The sequence below is a fragment of the Flavobacterium tyrosinilyticum genome (genome assembly GCF_023656565.1).
GTDB classification, from domain to species: Bacteria; Bacteroidota; Bacteroidia; order Flavobacteriales; family Flavobacteriaceae; genus Flavobacterium; species Flavobacterium tyrosinilyticum.
Genome location: NZ_JAMOKG010000001.1, coordinates 896,802 through 914,820, shown reverse-complemented (window position 1 = coordinate 914,820; position 18,019 = coordinate 896,802). Strand labels below are relative to the sequence as shown.

The window sequence follows — 18,019 nt, the reverse complement described above, 5'->3', positions numbered from 1 at the left end:
CTGAAACTTGAAACATTTTTTTATTATCTGAATAAATTTTTATCGAATACCATTCTAATTGCATCTGCATGACGACGTTTTGCACGTGTGTAACTTCCAGATGCTGGAGCAGAATATGCTTTTAATGAAGCCAATCTCCATTTTACAAGATCAAAGTTCATTAACATAAAGCTGTAAGCTCCCATGTTTTTAGGCTCTTCTTGCGCCCAAACATAATCGTCAGCATTTGGATATTGTGCAATAATTTCTTTGATTTGATCTACAGGGAAAGGGAATAATTGTTCGATACGAACCACTGCAACATCATTCCTTCCGTTGTTTTCTCTTTCTGCTACGATATCATAGTAGAATTTACCTGTAACAAAAACTAAAGTTTTTACACCTTTTTTGTCTACTGTATTGTCATCAATTGTTTCTTGGAAACTTCCGTTTGCAATTTCTTCAACTGTAGATACACATCTTGGATCACGCAATAAACTTTTTGGAGAGAAAACTACCAATGGTTTACGGAAATTCGTTTTCATTTGTCTTCTTAACAAGTGGAAGAAGTTAGCTGGCGTTGTACAATCGGCAACATACATGTTGTGTCTTGCGCAAAGCTGTAAGTAACGCTCCATTCTTGCAGAAGAGTGTTCTGCACCTTGTCCTTCATATCCGTGAGGCAATAATAAAACAATACCGTTTTGGTTGTTCCATTTGTCTTCACCACAAGAAATGTATTGGTCAATCATGATTTGAGCACCGTTAGAGAAATCTCCAAATTGTGCTTCCCAGATTGTTAAGGCTTTCGGGTTTGCTAATGCATATCCATAATCAAAACCTAAAACACCATATTCTGATAAAAGTGAATTGAATACACCAAAGTTTCCTTTTTTGTTTTCAATAGCGTTTAATAAGATTACCTCTTCTTCAGAATCTTCTACTTTTACAACAGCATGACGGTGAGAGAATGTACCACGTTCAACATCTTGACCAGAAATACGAACGTCAAATCCTTCTGTTAAAAGCGAACCGTAAGCTAGTGCTTCTGCAGTTCCCCAATCGATGGTATTGTTATCGTAACCAGCTTTTCTGTCTGTAACAATTTTACTTATTTTGTTGATAAACTTTTTGTCTTCTGGTAAAGTTGAGATTGTCTTAATGATAGAATCTAATCCTTCTTTAGCAAAAGTAGTGTCAACTTTTTGAAGCATTTGAGTATCTGTTACTTGAACAAATCCGTCCCATTCGTTTTTCATGAATGGAGTAATGATTGTCAAATCTTTTTTACGTGAAGCTTCTAAGTTTTCTTCTAAAGCAGATTTGTATTGTTTTTCTAAAGCATTAACATAAGATGCATCGATTACACCGTCAGAAAGTAATTTATCTGCGTAGATGTCTCTTGGGTTTTTATGTTTAGCAATGATTTTATATAAAACAGGTTGTGTGAAACGAGGTTCGTCACCTTCATTATGTCCGTATTTTCTATATCCTAATAAGTCAATAAATACGTCACGTCCAAATTGCATTCTGTAGTCTAATGCAAAAGATACAGCGTGTACAACAGCCTCTGCATCATCAGCATTTACGTGTAATACTGGAGAAAGAGTCACTTTGGCAACGTCTGTACAATAAGTAGAAGAACGAGCGTCTAAGTAGTTTGTTGTAAATCCAACTTGGTTGTTGATTACAATGTGGATTGTTCCTCCAGTTTTGTAACCATCAAGTTGAGCCATTTGAATGATTTCATATAAAATACCTTGACCTGCAATTGCAGCATCTCCGTGTACTGCGATTGGCAATACTTTAGAGAAATCGTCAGCATAGTATTTATCTTGTTTAGCTCTTGTGATACCTTCAATTACAGCTCCAACAGTTTCTAGGTGAGAAGGGTTTGGCGCTAAATTGATGTTGATGCTTTTTCCTGATCTTGTTTTTTTGTCGGCAGTAAGACCTAAGTGGTATTTTACGTCACCGTCAAAATATTCTTGATCGTAATCTTTACCGTCAAACTCACCAAAGATATCTTGAGTAGATTTTCCGAAGATGTTTGCCAAAACGTTCAAACGACCACGGTGAGCCATTCCCATTACGAATTGTTCAACACCTTTTTCGGCAGCTTGCTCGATCAAAGCATCTAAAGCTGGGATGATAGATTCTCCACCTTCTAATGAGAAACGTTTTTGTCCAACATATTTAGTATGAAGGAAGTTTTCAAAAGAAACAGCTTCGTTTAATTTATTTAAGATTGTTTTCTTTTCTTCTATAGAGAAATTTGGCTGATTAACATTTACAGCCAATTTGTCCTGAATCCATTTTACAACGCCAGGATTTCTAATATACATATATTCAATACCGATATGCTGGCAGTAAATAGCTTTAAGACGATTTACGATATCTTGTAAAGAAGAAGGCACCATGCCGATCGTTTGAGCAGCATCAAAAATAGTTGAAAGATCGGCTGTTGTTAATCCGAAGTTTTCAATATCCAAAGTTGGAGATGAAGTTCTACGGTCACGAACAGGATTTGTTTTCGTGAATAAATGCCCACGCGTACGGTATCCGTCAATTAATTTTAGTACATTGAATTCTTTTTGCAGTTTTTCTGAAACCAAACTACAGTCTGCGTTGTCGCTAGTCACGTACTCAACGATCGTTTGCACTGGATTTTCGTCGTTATAAGTTGTTTGTCCAAAGTCAAAACCTTGAAAAAAACTTCTCCAGCTAGGCTCAACGCTGTCTGGGTTAACTAAATATTGATCGTATAATTGTGCAAAAAACTCGGTATGCGCTGCGTTTAAAAATGAAAACCTATCCATAATATGAGTGAATATACTTTTTTGTTATATAGAAAGGCAAAAGTACAACAATCACATTTATTTAAATCTTTTTTTTACGTACTTTTACGTAAAAATTTGTTAAAATAAACGTTAACTATGAATAAAATTCAATTTTCAATCGATTGCAAATATTTTTTTGTGATTTTGGCCGTCTTATTTTCAAGTTATAGTATTGCACAACAAAAATATGTCATTGACAACAGCAGTAACCATTTTTGGGAAAAAGTTCAATTTGGGGCTGGTTTAGGTCTTGGGTTTGGCTCAGGATACACTAATGTCTCTGTAATGCCAAGCGCCATTTACAATATCAACGAAATTGTTGCCGTTGGAGTTGGATTGCAGTTTGGCTATTTATATCAAAAGAATTATTACGAATCATTTGTTTACGGCGGAAGTTTTATAACGCTTGTAAACCCGATTCCGCAACTTCAATTATCTGCAGAATTGGAACAAGTTAAGGTCGATACCGACTACGATGAAAATTATTATCATCCCGGTTTTTCCGATTCTTATTGGAATACCGCATTATATCTAGGAGCAGGTTATAGAACAGGAAACGTGACAATTGGAGCTCGTTACGATGTTTTATATGATCCTAATAAAAGTCTTTACGGCTCTGGATTTATGCCTTTTGTGAGGGTGTATTTTTAAGTTGCTAAGGTTCTGAGTCGCTAAGATTCTAAGTTTTATTTGCAAAATCTTTAAAATGAACCAAGCTTTATATTCTGATATAACTTTAAAATATTTAAAACAAAATCATCCCGAATTTTTAGAAAGTATTGATTTTAAAGAAGATCAAACTTTTGATTGTTTTATTAAAAGTATCAAAGGGAGCAGATTTTTGTGGATAGCGACTTACGATTTAGAAATAACCATTGGTTTTGAAAATCATAATAAAGAATCTGATTGGCATTTTCACATTGGAGCTTCACGAGGAAATAATCTAAATGAGGAGCTGCAAGAATTGACTAAACAACTGAATAAAATTTTAAATAAAGAACAGGTTTTTATTTTGGAAGATGATAAATATATTCCATTAGATAAAAATGAAGAGATAGCTGTGAAAGAAGATGAAAAGTTGTATGTATGAGATGAGGTTTAAGTATTCAAAAACCTTAGAATCTTATTATCTCAGAACCTCAGAACCTCATAACCTTATTTATAATAATTTCGAAACCATACCTTCTGCCATTCTCTTTTTAAAATCAAAAAAGCAACTTGTTCGGCAAGAATAACTAAATCAGAACCGTCGAGTTGTTTGATTTCGTTTTCAGGAACATCAATGATGTAGAGTAGATTTAAGTATTCAGCAAATTTGTACTGAATCATTCGGTAGACTTTTTCGTGAAGCTGAATCTTTAATTCGTCTGGCGAAATGCTTAACGGAAAATCGATTCCTTCATTGGCCAGATTGAAGTCTTTATTAATCTGCTCAATAAGGTTTAAATATAAAGTCTCTGCCTGCGCTTGCTCTAATAATGATTCGGTATTTACTGGTGCTACAAACATGTGATTTTAGATTTTAGATTGCTGATTGTAGATTTTTTTCTGAATACTAATTACTGAAAACTGAACACTAAACTTTACGCCCCATTAAGTTTTCTCCGAAAGTCCTCAAAACGTTTTTCTTTTCATCGCTGATTTCCATTTTTTCCAATGTTTCAAAAGCTTTAAAAGTATACATTTCAATTGCTTCCTGTGTTGCTTTTGATGCTCCAGATTCGTTAAAAATTGCTTTGGCAGTTTCTATTTTTTCTACGTTATCTTCTAGCTGAAGCGTAAATAATTGTTCTAATTCTGAAGCTTTTTCGTCAGAAGAAAATTCTAAGGCTTTTAGATATAAATACGTTTTTTTATTTTCTATAATATCTCCTCCAACTTGTTTTCCAAAAGTTTCAGGATCTCCAAAAGCATCTAAATAATCATCTTGAAGCTGGAAAGCCAATCCTAAATTCAATCCGAAATCATAAATTAAATCGGCTTCTTTTTCAGAAGTTTTAGATACAATTGCGCCCATTTTCATGGCAGCCGCAACCAAAACAGCTGTTTTGTATTCAATCATTTTAAGGTATTGCGGAATTGTAACATCTTTACGAGTTTCAAAATCTACATCCCACTGCTGTCCTTCGCAAACTTCAAGCGCTGTTTTGCTGAATAATTTGGCTAGATTTCTAAAAACAGTTGGTTCATATTGTTCAAAATATTGATAAGCCAAAATAAGCATGGCATCTCCAGAAAGAATCCCAGTGTTTAAATCCCATTTTTCATGCACCGTAACTTGTCCTCTTCTCAAAGGCGCGTCGTCCATAATGTCATCATGAACCAGCGAAAAGTTATGAAAAACTTCAACCGCCATTGCTGCCGGAAGTGCAATCGAATAATCAGTGTCAAAAACCTCTGCGGCCATTAAAGTTAAAACAGGACGGATGCGTTTTCCGCCAAGTCCTAAAATATATTCTATAGGCTCGTAAAGATTTTTAGGCTCTTTATGTATGTTTTGGCTTTGAAGATAATTGATGAAAAAATCTTGGTACTGACTTATATCGTGCATAATGAATTCTGATTTCGAGGCTCAAAGATACAATTCAAATATGAATTTCAATTATTGAAATGATTAAAAGCTTCTTAAAGAATTGGAAAGGGGGCTTAATTATTCTCATTTCTAAGATGTTAAAATTTTTTATAAAAAACTTGGAAACTTTTTTGGTATTTAGAGTTTCCTGTCTATATTTGCAGCACTATAATGGAAACTAAGAACACTGTAAAAGTTTCCATAAGAGTTTGAATGATTTATAAATTCAATTAAATCAAGTATTTATGAAAACAAAATGGACCTTAGATTCTAGTCAGTCAGATGTTTTATTAGAAATGAGAAGATCGAGAACTGCTTATATGGGTGGAAATACAAATAAATTTGATGGTTATGTAAACATAGAAGATAATGAGATTGAAGATGCTTCGGTTGAATTCTCTTTGGATATCAATAACAAAAATGAAAGTTTCCAATCTATAGATGCTTATTTACAGCTTCAAGACTTTTTTGAAGAAGATGAGCATCCAATTATTAGCTTTAAATCGACTTCATTTCAAAAAGTAAATCAGAATATCAATTTCTTCAAAGGAGATTTAACCATAAAAGATATTACAAGAGTAGTTGAATTGGATGCTGAATTTTTGGGAGAAAATATTTATAACGGAGAAAAGAAAGTAGCTTTTGAAATTAAAGGAAATATCAAACGAGAAGACTTTGGTTTAGATTTCAGCTCTTTTAATCATTCTTCTGGTGCCGCTTTGGGAAAAGATATCAAACTTATAGCAAATTTAGAATTTAGCATATAAATCTTACTAAAATAATAAATTAATGTAAAATTATTACAAAAATATCGGAAACTATTTTTTTGATTTTAGTTTCCAAAGTATATTTGTAAGGCAATTCGAGAATTTAAAATGAAAGAGAAGATTATAGCAAAAGCAAGTGAGTTATTTTTAAAGCTTGGTTTTAAGAGTGTTACAATGGATGATATTGCAGGCGAAATGTGTATTTCTAAAAAAACGATTTACAAATATTTCTGCAACAAAGAAGTTTTGATTGAGGAAAGCACATCATTGGTTCATGGGCAAGTACACGAAATCATGGATACTATTATAGCGAAGAAATATAATGCTATTCATGAGAATTTTGAGATTAGAGAAATGTTTCGTGATATGTTTAAAAACAACATTGATACTTCGCCAATCTATCAATTAAAAAAACACTATCCAGAGATTTATCAGAACATTTTGTCTTTTGAAATTGATCAATGCACGCAGCTTTTTAGAGAAAATATCGAAAAAGGAATTCGTGAAGGCCTTTATAGAAGTGATTTAAATGTAGAGGTATATGTTAAGTTTTATTACACTCTAGTTTTTCATATAAACGAAAATACGGTTTCTGAAAGTGAAGCGCAAAGAATAGAGTTGGAGGCCTTGGAGTACCATACTCGTGCAATGGCAACCGAAAAAGGAGTAGAGGAATTAGAAAAGCAATTAAAAAAAATAAATAATTAATTATCCAAATTGTCGTCATTTATTCTGGGAGAGTTGTAAAAGATGAAATGACGATGCCATCTCAAATTTTTAAAATAAATAGTAACTACTTATGAAAAGAATCTTTCTTATAGTTTTGTGTACACTAGGCATAACTGCTGGCGCACAAGTCAAAACCTTAACCTTGAAAGAGGCTGTTACATATGCACTTGAAAATAAAGCCGATGCTAAGAAGGCAAAACTTCAGGTCGAAAACAGCGAATATAAAATTCAAGAAATACGCTCGAGAGCATTACCGCAAATAACTGCAAATGGTAACTTAACCTATAATCCTATCATTCAAACAACAGTTATTGATGGTGCGGGGTTTGGACAGCCAGGAACTGCAATTCAGGCTGCTTTTGGCCAAAAATGGACATCTACAGCTGGAGTTTCTTTAACTCAGGCAATATTTGATCAGGCTGTTTTTACAGGTTTAAGAGCTGCACAGTCGACACGTGAATTTTATCAGATTAATAGTCAATTGACAGACGAACAAGTTATTGAAAGAGTTGCAAATAACTACTATTCTGTTTATGTACAGCGTGAAAGACTGATATTGTTAGACAGTAATTATGTAAATACTCAAAAGGTTCGTGATATTGTGCAAGGACAATTTGATAATGGTTTGGCTAAAAAAATAGATTTAGACCGTATTATTGTAAAAATGTCTAACATTGACACAGAGCGTCAGCAAGTTAAAAATCAAATTGAGCTGCAGGAAAATGCATTGAAATTCTACATGGGTATGCCTATCGAATCTCAATTTGTGATGCCTAAAGAAGAATTTGAAGTGGTTCCAACGTCTTTAACTGAAGAGCCAAATGTTGAAAACAGAACTGAATACCTGCTTTTAAAGAAACAAGAAGAGCTTTTAGTATTTAATAAAAAGGCAATTCAGGCAGAATATTATCCTACTCTTTCATTGACAGCTGGATATAACTATATAGGTCAAGGTCCAGAATTTCCTTGGTTTGCAAAACCATCATCTGGAGTATACTGGTCAGATTTCTCTGGAATCGGATTAAATTTGAGAGTGCCGATTTTTACAGGTTTTGGAACTCGTTCTAGAGTAAGACAAGCTGATGTTGAAATCAGATCTCTTCAAGAAGATATTAAGGACACTAAACTTTCTTTGGATTTAGATTATAGAAATGCAATGACGCAGATCAATAATAACCTTGTAACTATTGAAAACCAAAGAGAAAATATGCGTTTAGCACTTGATATTTTATCAAATACCAAAAACAATTACCTTCAAGGTTTAGCATCTTTAACCGATTTGTTAGACGCACAAAATGCATCGCTTGAAGCTCAAAATAACTTTACAAGAGCAGTTTTAAATTATAAAATTGCCGAAATATCTCTAATCAAATCGAAAGGCGAACTAAAATCTCTTACTAAATAACAAATTATTACAATGAAGAAAATAATTATAACAATCGTAATCATAGTCGTGGCTATTGTCGGGATTAACTACATTCTAAATAAGAACAAAACAGAAAACGAAGCGAAAACTGCAATTGTAGCAGAAAAAAATGCAGCCGTTTCTGTAAAAGTAGCTACAGTAAAAACAGAAGATGTTAACTTAGGGTTTACTGCAAACGGAAACTTTGCACCGATTCAGGAATTGACTTTTTCTGCTGAAAAATCTGGAAAAGTAATTAGTGTTTTAGTTAAAGAAGGTGACTACGTAAGAGTAGGACAAACTCTTTTAACAGTAAGGGGCGATGTTATCAATGTAAATGCGCAAGCGGCAGAAGCAGCATATCAAAATGCAAAATCTGATTATGCTAGATATGAAAATGCTTTCAAAACAGGTGGTGTTACAAAACAACAATTAGATCAAGCAAAATTGGCTTTGACTAATGCACAATCTAGCTATACTCAAGCTAAAATTAATGTTGGAGACACAAGAGTAAAAGCTCCTATTAATGGATACATCAATAAAAAATATATCGAACCAGGTTCTATTTTAGCTGGAATGCCTGCAACTGCTTTATTTGATATTGTAAATGTTTCTAAATTAAAATTGACTGTTACAGTAAACGAAACGCAAGTTGCTAGTTTAAAATTAGGACAGACTGTAGATATTACAGCAAGTGTTTATCCTGATAAATCTTTTAGCGGAAAAATTACTTTCATCGCTGCAAAAGCAGATGCATCTTTAAATTTCCCTGTTGAAATTGAAATTACAAACAATGCAAACAATGACCTAAAAGCGGGTATGTACGGAACTGCAAACTTTGGTGCTAAAAACCAAAAACAAAACTTGAAAGTTGTTCCTAGAAATGCTTTTGTTGGAAGTGTGAGCAGCAACGAAATCTTTGTTGTAGAAAACAATGTTGCTAAATTGAAAAAAGTTGTAGCTGGAAGAATTTTAGGAGATAAAGTTGAAATCATTAATGGTTTAAATGACGGAGAAGTAGTAATTGTTACAGGTCAGATCAACTTACAAGACGGAAATACAGTAGAAATTATTAAATAATTATACCGCTTTAAGCCTTAAGCCATAAACTTTAAGCCTTTAATAAAAGCCTAAAGCCTACAGCATATAGCCTAAAGCCAAAAATAAGATATATGAAATTAGCCGAAATATCCATAAAACGTCCGTCGTTGGTAATTGTATTGTTTACAATTCTGACTCTTGGTGGATTGTTCAGCTACAGCCAATTAGGCTACGAGCTGATCCCAAAATTCGAAACCAACGTTATTACGGTTTCAACTGTATATCCTGGAGCTTCTCCAAGTGAGGTTGAAAATACAGTGACAAAGAAAATTGAAGATGCGATTGCGTCTCTGGAAAATATCAAGAAAATTGATTCTAAATCTTATGAATCTCTTTCTGTAGTATCGATTACATTGACATCAAATGCAAACGTTGATATTTCGATGAACGATGCGCAGCGGAAAATTAATGCTATTTTAAGTGATCTTCCAGACGATGCAGATCCACCGTCATTAACTAAATTCTCTTTGAGTGATTTACCAATTATGACGCTTGGTGCGAATGGAAAAATGGACGAAGCAGCGTTTTACGATTTGATCGATAAAAAAATTGCTCCAGTTTTATCTCGTGTACAAGGGGTTGCTCAGGTAAACATTATTGGTGGTCAAGAGCGTGAGATTCAAGTAAACCTTGACGCAGTAAAAATGCAAGGTTACGGACTTTCAGTTCCTCAGGTGCAGCAGACTATCTTAACTTCGAATCTGGATTTCCCAACGGGTAACATTCAAACTCGTAACCAAAAAATATTAATTCGTTTAGCGGGTAAATATAAAAATGTTGATGAATTAAGAAATTTAGTAGTTTCTTCACAAGACGGAATTCAAGTTCGTTTAGGAGATATTGCTGATGTTCAGGATACACAAAAAATCGCGGAGAAAATTGCGCGTGTAGATCAAAAAAGTGCGATAGTACTTCAAATTGTAAAACAATCAGATGCAAATGCCGTTGCGGTAAGTGAGCAATTGATTAAGACAATTAAGACTTTAGAGAACGATTATAAATCGGCTCAATTGAAATTGGAAGTAGCAAAAGACAGTACAGTCTTTACTCTTGAAGCAGCAGATTCTGTTGTACACGATTTGTTAATTGCGGTTATTCTGGTAGCTTTCGTAATGTTGTTCTTCTTGCACAGTATTAGAAACTCATTGATCGTAATGGTTTCTATTCCAGCATCTTTGATTGCAACATTTATTGGAATTTATTTATTAGGCTATACGCTTAACTTAATGTCTTTACTTGGTTTATCTCTTGTTGTTGGTATTCTTGTGGATGACGCGATTGTGGTATTGGAGAATATTTATCGACACATGGAGATGGGTAAAAGCCGAATCCGTGCAGCTTATGACGGAACTGCCGAAATTGGTGCAACAGTAACTTCGATTACATTAGTAATTGTGGTAGTGTTCTTGCCAATTGCAATGAGTACAGGATTAGTATCGAACATTATTACACAATTCTGTGTTACGGTAATTATCTCTACGATGTTCTCATTATTGGCTTCGTTTACCATTATTCCGTGGTTGTCTTCTCGTTTTGGAAAACTAGAACATATTGAAGGTAAAAACATTTTCGGAAGAATCATTTTAGGATTTGAAAGCTACTTAACTCGTTTTACTAACTGGGTATCTAACTTGTTAAACTGGTGTTTGGATCACTATATTAAAACAATGGGAGTTATTCTGGTATTGTTTTTTGGTACGATCTTCTGGTTAATGGGAGGTGGATATATTGGAGGAGAGTTCTTCGCATCATCTGATAGTGGTGAGTTCTTGGTTCAAATTGAGATGCCAAAAGATGCTTCATTAGAGCAAACTAACTTTATGACGCAAAAAGCAGAAGCTTTCTTAAAAGGAGAGAAATATGTTTTCAGCCAAATTACAACTGTAGGACAAACCAGTGAAGGTTTAGGAGCTGCTCAGGCAACTGCTTACAAAGCTGAGATTGATGTTAAAATGATTGATCAAAAAGATCGTACGGATGATGCCAATGTTTATGCTGCAAAAGTAAAACGTAAATTAGAAAAAGTTTTAGTTGGTGCAAAAGTTAAAACGGTTCCAGTAGGTATTTTAGGTACTGCTGAGGATGCAACTTTAGGTTTGATTGTAACAGGTCCAAACGTAGAAAGCGCGATGAAATTTGCAAAAATGGCTGAAGCTGAATTACGTACTATTCCTGGAACAACTGAGATTAAATTAACAGTTGAGGACGGAAATCCTGAGATCAACGTTCAAGTTGATAGAGATAAAATGGCTGCATTAGGATTAACACTTCAAACAGTTGGTTTAACTATGCAGACAGCTTATAGTGGTAATACAGACGGTAAATTTAGAGCTGGTGAATACGAATATGACATCAATATCAAATACAACGAATTTGATAGAAAAAATATCACAGACGTTAGTAACTTGATTTTCATCAACAATGCAGGTCAGCAGATTAAATTAAACCAATTTGCAACGATTAGTGAAGGTTCTGGACCAAGTAAATTAGAGCGTAGAGATAAAACAGCTTCTGTAACTGTACAAGGTCAGAACGTTGGGGTGCCAGCTGGAACAATCGTTCAGCAATGGCAAGCGAAATTGGATAAATTGCAAAAACCAACAGGGGTCAACTATATCTGGGGTGGTGACCAAGAGAACCAATCTGAAGGATTTGGTACTTTAGGAATTGCATTATTAGCCGCTATTATCTTGGTTTACCTTGTAATGGTTGGATTATATGATAGTTTCGTTCACCCGTTTGTCGTATTATTTGCTATTCCGCTTTCGTTCATTGGAGTTTTATTCGCCTTAGCATTAACAAACAACACTTTAAATATCTTTACGATCTTAGGGGTAATCATGTTGATTGGTCTGGTGTGTAAGAATGCGATTATGCTTGTCGATTATACGAATCAGCGAAGAGCAGCTGGAGAATCAATTAGAAATGCCCTAATCCAAGCAAACCACGCTCGTTTACGTCCGATCTTGATGACAACAATTGCGATGGTGTTTGGTATGTTCCCAATTGCATTAGCATCTGGAGCAGGAGCTGAATGGAAAAACGGATTAGCATGGGTAATCATTGGAGGTTTGATTTCATCATTATTCCTTACTTTGATTGTTGTACCAGTTATCTACGACATTATGGAGAAAATTATCCGTAAGTTCTCTAAAGGAGAAAAAATCGATTATGAAGCTGAAATGCATGCCGATTATGAGCATACAGAATTAAGTGAAGACGGTTTTAATCCGAAACATACTCATTAATAGTTTTGATTTTTGATAGTGGAATTCCGAGCCCGAATTCGGAATTTCACAATGAAAAATCCCAAGTTCCTTTAAATTGGAATTTGGGATTTTTTTATTGATTCTTTAAAATTATTTCACGCAGATTTTACAGATTTTGGCAGATTAAATTAAAAGAAATCTGCATGTATCTGCTCAAATCTTTAGTAGATCTGCGTGAAAAAAAACAGCACTTTACATTGGAATTTGGAATTTGAACTTTGGAATTTGAACTTTGAGATTTGGAATTTTCCTATTCTTAATTGAAAAATATGTTTATTTGCATCACCTTACTAAAATAATTATGCTACAAAAAGATAAATCTGCAGCAATTGGTTTTATTTTCATAACCATGTTAATAGACATTACAGGATGGGGAATTATTATTCCTGTAATACCAAAACTAATCGAAGAATTGATTCATGGAGACATCAGCGAAGCGGCAAAAATTGGTGGCTGGTTAACTTTCGCGTATGCGATAACTCAGTTTGTATTTGCTCCTGTAATTGGAAATTTAAGTGATAAATTCGGAAGAAGACCAATCATCTTAATTTCCCTTTTCGGATTTTCTTTAGATTATATTTTACTGGCGTTCTCTCCAACCATTATCTGGCTTTTTATCGGAAGGATTATTGCTGGAGTCACTGGTGCGAGTATTACAACAGCTTCGGCTTATATTGCCGATGTCAGCACTCCTGAAAATAGAGCTAAGAATTTCGGATTAGTAGGTGCTGCTTTCGGACTAGGATTCATAATCGGACCAGTTATTGGAGGGCTTTTAGGCCAATACGGATCACGAGTTCCTTTTTATGCCGCAGCCATTTTATGTATGGTAAACTTTCTTTATGGATTTTTTATTTTACCAGAATCACTTAAAAAAGAGAATCGTAGACCTTTTGATTGGAAACGTGCCAATCCAATTGGAGCTATTTTAGGTTTGAGAAAATATCCAACTTTAATTGGTTTAATTGCCGCAATATTTTTGTTGTATGTAGGTTCGCATGCCGTACAAAGCAATTGGAGTTTCTTCACCATTTATCAATTTAATTGGGATGAAAGAATGATCGGAATCTCATTAGGAATAATTGGTCTCTTGGTAGGAGTTGTGCAAGGAGGATTGGTTAGATACATCAATCCGAAGATTGGAAACGAGAAAAGTATTTACATCGGTTTAGCTTTATATACAATCGGAATGCTGTTGTTTGCTTTTGCAACAGAAAGCTGGATGATGTTTGTGTTTTTAATTCCGTATTGCCTTGGTGGAATTGCTGGACCAGCACTACAATCTGTTGTAGCAAGTAAAGTAGAACCAAGCGAGCAAGGAGAAATTCAAGGAACTTTAACCAGTTTAATGAGCGCTTCTTCTATTATTGGTCCGCCCATGATGGCCAATACATTTTACTTTTTCACGCACGATGATGCACCGTTTAAATTTGCTGGAGCACCTTTTATTTTAGGAGGAGTTTTAATGTTGCTAAGTACAGTTGTTGCTTATTTTTCGTTGAAAAAACATGCTGTTCCACAAACAGAAAAGGAACAATAAAAAGATATATTTTTAAAGTAAAAAAGCCTTCATATTTAAATTATGAAGGCTTTTTTATGTGTGGTGAAGTTTTATTCTTTAATAAATTTCACAGCTTTTTCTTTTCCGTCAGACTTTATATTTAAAATGTACAGACCAGAAGCAAGATGAGATAAATCTATTTGAGCTTCTGTACTATTTAATTTTTTTGCAAAAGCAGATTGTCCCGAAACAGAGAAAATTTGAATGTCTTCTATAGCTGATTTGTTTTTGACTGATAAAATATGTTTTACTGGATTTGGGTAAAACTGAAAACTAGTCAAGTCAAAATCTGGATTAGAAAGCGAACCGTTTAATTTTGCAGTTACAGCAAGACGTTCCTTACTTTCAATTCCGTTTATAGTTTGTGAGGCATAATAAGTTACACCATCAACCAAAACCGTAGACAATGGTAAAGAAGGTTCTATGGCAACTTTACTTGTTTTTCCCGTTGATGAAGTTCCAGGTGTACTGTACCATTTAATGTTTTGACCATTAATAACAAGATCACCTAAAGTTTGCCCAGACTTGAATTCTAAAACTATTTCTGTTTTTCCATCAATTATTGGAGCTGGCGGATTAACCGTTATATATAACATGGTGTAACAGCCATTTTCATCGAAAACATAAATTTCATGATTTCCAAAACTTACATTTGTAAAGACATTATTAGTCACACGTTCGAAAAGATCTAAAGAATAAAGATATTTTCCAGTTCCTCCAACTGCATTTACAGTTATGGTCTGATTTTCAATATTTGCACTTACAATTATTGGATTAGGCTCACTTATATGTATTATTGATGATCTTATACTGCAGTTTACGGCATCAATAACATCAACAGTGTAATCTCCCACTCCTAAATATTTAAAAATATTAGACGATTGCGGGTCTGTTAGTTGAGTTCCAATGGCGTTTCTAAGTTGGAATTTGTAGGGAAAAACACCGCCAGTTGCATTTGCTTCAATTGATCCGTCTGCTGCTGATTTACAGGATACATTTTTGGCTGTTAAATCAACAGATATTGGGTTATATTGTCTTATAAGAATGTTTTGTGTAAATGTACAGTTTGCATCATCTTTTGTTGTTATTGAATAAGCGCCTGGTTCTAAGTTGTTTAAAGTAAAGTTAGATGTTTGATTAGTTATATAAGGAGCACCATTGATAGAATACTGGTATGGCAGTTTTCCGCCTTCGGTAACAATTTTAATTGAACCTTTGTTATTACAAGTAGTATTGGTTATCGCAGCCATTGAAGATAAAGTAGATTTATATTGATTGACTGTAACGTTTGTTGAAGCAATACATCCAACTTGATCTTTTATGTATACAGTATGAGTTCCCGCTTTTAATTCGCTTGATACATTTGAGGCGGAGTAATTTTTTCCATCAAAAGAATAAGTATAAAAAGATGCCCCTCCAGTTCCTGTGATTGTAACAAGATCTTTATCGCCACAACTAACACCTTCTGTAACAGTTGCATTTGCAATCAATGGAGTATAGCTACCTACTTGTATGTGTAAAGGATTATTGAGAGGTGCACAATTTTTACTGTCTCTAATCAGAACTGTATAGTTTCCAGGATCTAAATAGAAGAAATTTGTAGGCTTGTAAGTTTCTCCATAATCAAGAGAATAATAATAAGTGGTATTGCCTCCTGGCCCAACTATCATAATTTGTGATTTTGGTTGATCACAAGTTATTGCAGTTGTGAGATATTGAACTTCAAAAGACGGATAGAAACCTAACTCAAAATAGTTAGTGCTAATAGTGCCATTATTATTTATTCTGGCATATATAGTGCGAGGATTATAAGAAGAATACCTTACAGGATCAGGTATTGCATTTACATTATTATTAGCGTCTTCAAGACTTAGATGATAGCTAATGTTTGTCTGCAAAGGATTTAAATTTCCAATTAGTTCCGCACTTTTAGTAGTCAAATCAAATAAAGGATAATTTTGGCAGGTTTCAAGTTTGCTAATCTGAGCAAAAATTAAAGTAGGCAATAAAAAAAGAAAACAAAGTAGAGTTTTTTTCATACAGATATATTTGTTAAAATAGCTCAACAAATATATCAAAAAAAGGGATTGTCTTATTTTAAATACAAATAATGGTTAAAATAGTCAATAATTGCTTTTCCTTGCAATAAAACATCGGCACCGATAATACCGTGAACAGGTTTTGCTTTGTACGATTCTAATGCTTCGTTTACATGTGAAAGATCAAAAATGACAATGCTAAAATCTTTACTTTTCCAGCTACCTAATTGCAGTTTATTTTGAGACGAAATCTGTGTTGCCATTCCAGTCCCACCAGCTCCAGAAGCTTTTGTTTTAGAATTTTTTGCAGCAAGTTCAAAACGTTCAATAGACTCAAAACCTACACAAGTATTGGATGCGCCTGTATCTAAAATAAAATTTCCAGAATAGCCATTAATTTTAGCTTTAATTAGCAAATGCTGTGTTTTGGTTATTTTAAACTTTATTTTTTTGTACTTCTCTGTTTTGAGAATTTCGTGAAGATTTTCCATTCCTAGTATTGATTGAAACTCAAAAATAAAGCAATTAAACCCAAAAAACTAATGATATGCAAAAGATATAATTGGAAGGCTTGTTGGAGTTTCAAAATATACGTAAGGTTTGTTTCCTATTTTTATCCTTTTAATTTTTTAAAGCTTTTTTTAAGTTTTTTTTAATTATATGCAGTTGATTATAATGTGGTTACCTTTTGTTTTTTAAGATTTTTAGGATTCTTTTTTCTAAATTAGCTATAAAATGCTTTTTATGGATCTAAATACAATTCATCCGGATCAAAAATATATCGACGGACTTGCTGCAAATGACTCGGTAGTAATTGAAATGATATATAAAAAGTTTGCGCCCAAAGTGGTCCAGTTTATAACCAATAATTCTGGAGACAAAGATCAAGCGCAGGATGTGGTTCACGAAATCATGGTTTTGCTTTTTAATCAGGCGAAAGCGGGAAAACTTCACTTAACATGTCCATTTGATGCCTATTTTTTCTTGCTTTGTAAAAGACGATGGCTAAACCAACTCAAAAATTCTGCCCATAAAGATGTAACAATTTATGAAAACGTAGTATCTGTTAATGAATCTGCTCACGAATTGATTGCTCAGACAGAAAAATTTGAAGAAGAACTAAAGCGTTACGGAAACGAAAATAAACATGAAATAGAAGAGGATAGAGTTGCTTTTGAAGGAAACCTGACTAAAATTTCAGATAAATATTTCAATAAAAAGAAACATAAAACAGCGTCGCTTAAACCTTGGTATTTTGCCGTAGCAATTTCTATAATTGTAATGTTCGGATTGTTTTTCTTTGATTATAGACATTATCCTAATTTTGAAGATTATAACCATCCAGAAAGTGCCTATTTTACAGAAAGAGGCGTTTCTGAAGCCATTTTAAAACAAGCAGAAAATAATTTTAACGGAAAAAGATATGAAACCGCGATTCCGATTTTTGAAAGTATTTTGAAGGAAAACAATTCAGATGAAATAAAATATTTTTATGCTGTTTCATTGTTGCAGGTAAGTAAATACGTAAAAGCAGAAACCATTTTTAAAGAATTGGAAGCAGAAAATTCTGTTTACAAAGAAAAAGCAAAGTGGAATCTGGCTTTATCTAAGCTAAAACAAGGAAAATATAACGAATGCAAAGCCATTTTACAGACTATTTCGCAAGACTATGAAGGCTATGATGATGTAGAACAATTACTTGAAGAATTGGAGTAAAATTAAATTATTAAGAAAAATTTTATCTCTTTACGGGAAAC

Annotated in this window: 14 protein-coding genes; 9 read left to right on the top strand and 5 right to left on the bottom strand. The window is 33.7% G+C overall.

All coding sequences use genetic code 11. From position 1 onward, the window contains the following. Positions 1-23: 23 nt before the first annotated feature. On the bottom strand, positions 24-2,798 hold the full coding sequence (locus NCC77_RS04025; RefSeq protein ID WP_250834458.1) for a 2-oxoglutarate dehydrogenase E1 component: 2,775 nt from the start codon (positions 2,796-2,798) through the stop codon (positions 24-26). Between the two features lie 117 nt (positions 2,799-2,915). On the opposite strand from NCC77_RS04025, the gene NCC77_RS04020 reads away from it, so the two are divergent. Together NCC77_RS04020 and NCC77_RS04015 are read left to right on the top strand one after the other, a co-directional pair. Next, positions 2,916-3,470 (top strand): hypothetical protein, encoded by a 555-nt coding sequence (locus tag NCC77_RS04020; RefSeq protein ID WP_250834457.1) that lies wholly within the window; start codon positions 2,916-2,918, stop codon positions 3,468-3,470. A gap of 55 nt (positions 3,471-3,525) precedes the next feature. Further along, positions 3,526-3,909, top strand: coding sequence for a hypothetical protein (locus NCC77_RS04015; protein WP_250834456.1), 384 nt, complete (start codon positions 3,526-3,528; stop codon positions 3,907-3,909). Between the two features lie 65 nt (positions 3,910-3,974). Here NCC77_RS04015 and NCC77_RS04010 read toward each other — a convergent pair whose 3' ends face one another. Together NCC77_RS04010 and NCC77_RS04005 are read right to left on the bottom strand one after the other, a co-directional pair. Next, positions 3,975-4,328, bottom strand: coding sequence for a hypothetical protein (locus NCC77_RS04010; protein WP_250834455.1), 354 nt, complete (start codon positions 4,326-4,328; stop codon positions 3,975-3,977). Between the two features lie 67 nt (positions 4,329-4,395). Beyond that, a complete protein-coding gene (locus NCC77_RS04005; RefSeq protein ID WP_250834454.1) occupies positions 4,396-5,370 on the bottom strand; it encodes a polyprenyl synthetase family protein in 975 nt (324 codons plus the stop codon). A 266-nt stretch (positions 5,371-5,636) separates the two neighbouring features. Between NCC77_RS04005 and NCC77_RS04000 the strand changes: the two genes are divergently transcribed. From NCC77_RS04000 to NCC77_RS03975, 6 genes are all read left to right on the top strand, one after another. Then, entirely contained in the window at positions 5,637-6,158 is a 522-nt protein-coding gene (locus tag NCC77_RS04000; RefSeq protein ID WP_250834453.1) for a YceI family protein, read from the top strand. Positions 6,159-6,266: 108 nt separating this feature from the next. Then, positions 6,267-6,866 (top strand): TetR/AcrR family transcriptional regulator, encoded by a 600-nt coding sequence (locus NCC77_RS03995; RefSeq protein ID WP_250834452.1) that lies wholly within the window; start codon positions 6,267-6,269, stop codon positions 6,864-6,866. A gap of 91 nt (positions 6,867-6,957) precedes the next feature. Next, positions 6,958-8,292, top strand: coding sequence for a TolC family protein (locus tag NCC77_RS03990; protein ID WP_250834451.1), 1,335 nt, complete (start codon positions 6,958-6,960; stop codon positions 8,290-8,292). A gap of 12 nt (positions 8,293-8,304) precedes the next feature. Further along, a complete protein-coding gene (locus NCC77_RS03985; protein ID WP_250834450.1) occupies positions 8,305-9,372 on the top strand; it encodes an efflux RND transporter periplasmic adaptor subunit in 1,068 nt (355 codons plus the stop codon). A 92-nt stretch (positions 9,373-9,464) separates the two neighbouring features. Then, on the top strand, positions 9,465-12,641 hold the full coding sequence (locus tag NCC77_RS03980; RefSeq protein ID WP_250834449.1) for an efflux RND transporter permease subunit: 3,177 nt from the start codon (positions 9,465-9,467) through the stop codon (positions 12,639-12,641). Positions 12,642-12,963: 322 nt separating this feature from the next. Beyond that, positions 12,964-14,202, top strand: coding sequence for a TCR/Tet family MFS transporter (locus tag NCC77_RS03975; RefSeq protein WP_250834448.1), 1,239 nt, complete (start codon positions 12,964-12,966; stop codon positions 14,200-14,202). 71 nt (positions 14,203-14,273) lie between these two features. Here NCC77_RS03975 and NCC77_RS03970 read toward each other — a convergent pair whose 3' ends face one another. Both NCC77_RS03970 and NCC77_RS03965 read right to left on the bottom strand, forming a co-directional pair. Further along, positions 14,274-16,262, bottom strand: coding sequence for a T9SS type A sorting domain-containing protein (locus NCC77_RS03970; protein ID WP_250834447.1), 1,989 nt, complete (start codon positions 16,260-16,262; stop codon positions 14,274-14,276). A gap of 53 nt (positions 16,263-16,315) precedes the next feature. Further along, positions 16,316-16,753 (bottom strand): retropepsin-like aspartic protease, encoded by a 438-nt coding sequence (locus tag NCC77_RS03965; RefSeq protein WP_250834446.1) that lies wholly within the window; start codon positions 16,751-16,753, stop codon positions 16,316-16,318. Between the two features lie 253 nt (positions 16,754-17,006). Here NCC77_RS03965 and NCC77_RS03960 point away from each other — a divergent pair, with 253 nt between their 5' ends. After that, entirely contained in the window at positions 17,007-17,978 is a 972-nt protein-coding gene (locus tag NCC77_RS03960; protein ID WP_250834445.1) for a CDC27 family protein, read from the top strand. Positions 17,979-18,019 lie beyond the last annotated feature (41 nt).